This window comes from Xanthomonas sp. SHU 166, from assembly GCF_000364685.1.
Taxonomy (GTDB): Bacteria; Pseudomonadota; Gammaproteobacteria; order Xanthomonadales; family Xanthomonadaceae; genus Xanthomonas_A; species Xanthomonas_A sontii.
This window is the reverse complement of record NZ_AQOJ01000080.1, coordinates 1-3,355: the sequence shown is the minus strand read 5'-3', so window position 1 is coordinate 3,355 and position 3,355 is coordinate 1. Positions and strand designations below refer to the sequence as shown.

The 3,355-nt window shown below is 66.4% G+C and carries 3 protein-coding genes and 1 pseudogene; 3 read left to right on the top strand and 1 reads right to left on the bottom strand.

Annotated features, from left to right (window positions below; genetic code table 11):
* Positions 1-57 precede the first annotated feature (57 nt).
* Entirely contained in the window at positions 58-849 is a 792-nt protein-coding gene (locus D180_RS03360) for an undecaprenyl-diphosphate phosphatase (RefSeq protein WP_017908899.1), read from the bottom strand.
* Positions 850-1,072: 223 nt separating this feature from the next.
* Between D180_RS03360 and glnA the strand changes: the two genes are divergently transcribed.
* The 3 genes and pseudogenes from glnA to D180_RS03340 all read left to right on the top strand — a co-directional run.
* Positions 1,073-2,482: a type I glutamate--ammonia ligase gene (glnA, locus tag D180_RS03355; RefSeq protein ID WP_017908900.1), complete on the top strand. Its 1,410-nt coding sequence runs from the start codon at positions 1,073-1,075 to the stop codon at positions 2,480-2,482.
* A 325-nt stretch (positions 2,483-2,807) separates the two neighbouring features.
* Entirely contained in the window at positions 2,808-3,146 is a 339-nt protein-coding gene (locus D180_RS03345; protein WP_010341076.1) for a P-II family nitrogen regulator, read from the top strand.
* 19 nt (positions 3,147-3,165) lie between these two features.
* Positions 3,166-3,355: pseudogene (locus D180_RS03340) on the top strand (ammonia channel protein); the annotation flags it as partial.

The following is a 3,355-nucleotide window of genomic DNA, read 5'->3' as shown; positions in this document are numbered from 1 at the left end:
CGGGAGAGGGGTTGGGGTGAGGGTCCGGCGCGCGCAGCGCCTCGCCGACTCAACCCCTCACGCCGCCGGCAACCACAGCAGCAACGCCGCGCCCAGCACGATGCGGTACACCGCGAAGGCGGTGAAGCGGTGCGACTTGATGTAGCCCAGCAGCCACTTCACCACCACGAAGCCGGTGACCATCGAGGCGACGAAGGCCAGGGCCACGTCGCCCCAGTTTTCGCTGCCCAGGCCGCCGTCCTTGTACAGCTCCAGGAACGAATAGGCGCTGGCCGCGAACATGGTCGGGATGCCGACCAGGAAGGCGAACTCGGCCGCGGCCGAGCGCTTGCTCAGGCCCAGCAACATCGCCAGGAAGATCGTCGCCGCCGAGCGCGAGGTGCCGGGGAACACGCCGGCCACCACCTGCGCCAGGCCGACCGCGATGGCCACCGTCCAGGTCACCGTCTCGCGCTCCGGCATGCGCGCAGCGAAGTACTCGGCCACCAGCATCCACACGCCGCCGATCACCAGCGCCCACGCCACCGGCTGCACGCTGTCGGGCAACTGCCAGCCGGCCTTGCGGACGATGAGACCGACCACCGCGGTGACCAGGAAGGCGGCGCCCAGCTTGAAGGCGTAGTCGCGGTTGGCGCGGTCGCCCAGGCCGGTGGCCAGATCCCACAGGCGCTGCCGGAACACCAGGGTGGTGGCCAGGATCGCGCCGGCCTGGATCACGATGTTGAAGAAGTCGGACCGGTGGCCGAGCCAGCGCTCGGCGATCAACAGGTGCCCGGTGCTGGAAATGGGCAGGAATTCGGTCAGGCCTTCGATGATGCCCAGCAGCAGGGCCGACAACAGATCGCTCATGGAGGAGAGGGTCGCTTTGGGGGAGGGGAAGCTGTGCAAGGATAGAGCATCCGCCTCGCGCACAAATTTGGTGCGTTCAGGTGTGAATGCACCACGAAAGTGCAGTGCATTTGCATCCTTCGCGTGCACGCTTCAGCAGAATCAAGGGCTTGTGAGTGCCACACGCTTGGCATGGCGATTGCTGATACTCGCCCACGCCCTTCACAACCCGAGGTTGCATCGAATGTCTGCGGAAACTATTGAGAAGCTGGTCAAGGACAACAAGATCGAGTTCGTCGACCTGCGCTTCGTCGACATGCGCGGCGTGCAGCAGCACGTCACCTTCCCGGTCAGCATCATCGAGCCGGCGCTGTTCGAGGAAGGCAAGATGTTCGACGGCAGCTCGATCGCCGGCTGGAAGGGCATCAACGAATCGGACATGGTCCTGCTGCCCGACGCCGACACCGCCTTCGTCGATCCGTTCATGGCCGATCCGACCTTGGTGCTGACCTGCGACATCCTCGACCCGGCCACCATGCAGAGCTACGGCCGCGACCCGCGCGGCGTGGCCAAGCGCGCCGAGGCCTACCTGAAGTCCAGCGGCATCGCCGACCAGGCGTTCTTCGGCCCGGAGCCGGAATTCTTCATCTTCGACGGCGTGCGCTTCGGCAACGAGATGGGCCACACCTTCTTCAAGATCGATTCGGAAGAGGCGGCCTGGAGCAGCGGCAGCAAGATCGAAGGCGGCAACAGCGGCTACCGTCCGGCGGTCAAGGGCGGCTACTTCCCGGTGCCGCCGACCGACTCGCTGCAGGACCTGCGCGCCGAGATGTGCAAGACCCTGGAGCAGGTCGGCATCGAAGTCGAAGTGCACCACCACGAAGTGGCCACCGCCGGCCAGTGCGAGATCGGCACCAAGTTCAACTCGCTGGTGAAGAAGGCCGACGAGCTGATGATGATGAAGTACATCATCAAGAACGTCGCCTACCGCAACGGCAAGACCGCGACCTTCATGCCCAAGCCGATCGTCGGCGACAACGGCTCGGGCATGCACGTGCACCAGTCGCTGGCCAAGGGCGGCACCAACCTGTTCTCCGGCGACGGCTACGGCGGCCTGTCGCAGATGGCGCTGTGGTACATCGGCGGCATCTTCAAGCACGCCAAGGCGATCAACGCCTTCACCAATTCCGGCACCAACAGCTACAAGCGTCTGGTCCCGGGCTTCGAGGCGCCGGTGATGCTGGCCTACTCGGCGCGCAACCGTTCGGCCTCGTGCCGCATTCCTTGGGTGTCCAACCCGAAGGCGCGCCGCATCGAGATCCGCTTCCCGGATCCGCTGCAGTCCGGCTACCTGACCTTCGCCGCGCTGATGATGGCCGGCCTGGACGGCATCAAGAACCAGATCGACCCGGGCGCGCCCAGCGACAAGGACCTGTACGACCTGCCGCCGGAAGAAGAGAAGCAGATCCCGCAGGTGTGCTCCAGCCTCGACCAGGCGCTGGAAGCGCTGGACGCCGACCGCGAGTTCCTCAAGGCCGGCGGCGTGTTCACCGACGACTTCATCGACGGCTACATCGCGCTGAAGATGCAGGAAGTGACCAAGTTCCGCGCGGCCACGCACCCGCTGGAATACCAGCTGTACTACGCCAACTGAGTTCCACGCGCGGCGATGGCGAAGGCTTCCCCTCCCTCCTTCGCCATCGCCGCCACCTGCCCGGCTGGGGAGCCGCGCAGGTGGTCCGCGCCCACCATCGCGTCATCGAGTGTCCAGGGGATGGACCGCGCAACAGAGCGCTTGCGTGCCGTGGGCCACGTTCCCTCCCACGTCGCCGCCGCCGCCGCACCTTGGGTGCGGTGGGCCACGGCGTGATCCACGGAACGCATCGCGCAGCAGCACCCGCGCCGTTCGCGGCGCGGTCGATGGGCCCAGTGCCGGTCGGCCTTCGGCGGCCGGTTCCTTCCACCAACGGGGTATGCGCATGAAACTGATCACCGCCATCATCCGGCCATTCAAGCTCGACGAGGTCCGCGAGGCCTTGTCGCAGGCTGGGGTGTCCGGCATCACCGTCACCGAGGTCAAGGGCTTCGGTCGGCAGAAGGGCCACACCGAGTTGTATCGCGGTGCCGAGTACGTCGTCGACTTCCTGCCCAAGATCAAGATCGAGACCGTGGTGACCGACGAGCGTCTGGACGCCGTGGTCGAGGCGATCCAGGGCGCGGCCGGCACCGGCAAGATCGGCGACGGCAAGATCTTCGTCACCGCCATCGAGCAGGTCGTCCGCATCCGTACCGGCGAAATCGGCGCCGATGCGCTCTAACCCCACCTTGGAGCCCTTCATGAAGACAGGTCTGTTCGCCGGGTGGAAGGCCCGGTTCTACGCGGTATGCATGCTGATGCTGGTCAGCGCGATGGCGGTCGGCATCCCCGGCAAGGCCTTCGCCCAAGCCGAAACCACCCCGGCGCCGACGCCGGACGTGGTCACCGAACAACTGACGCCGCCGCCCGCACCGGCCGCCGCGCCGGCCA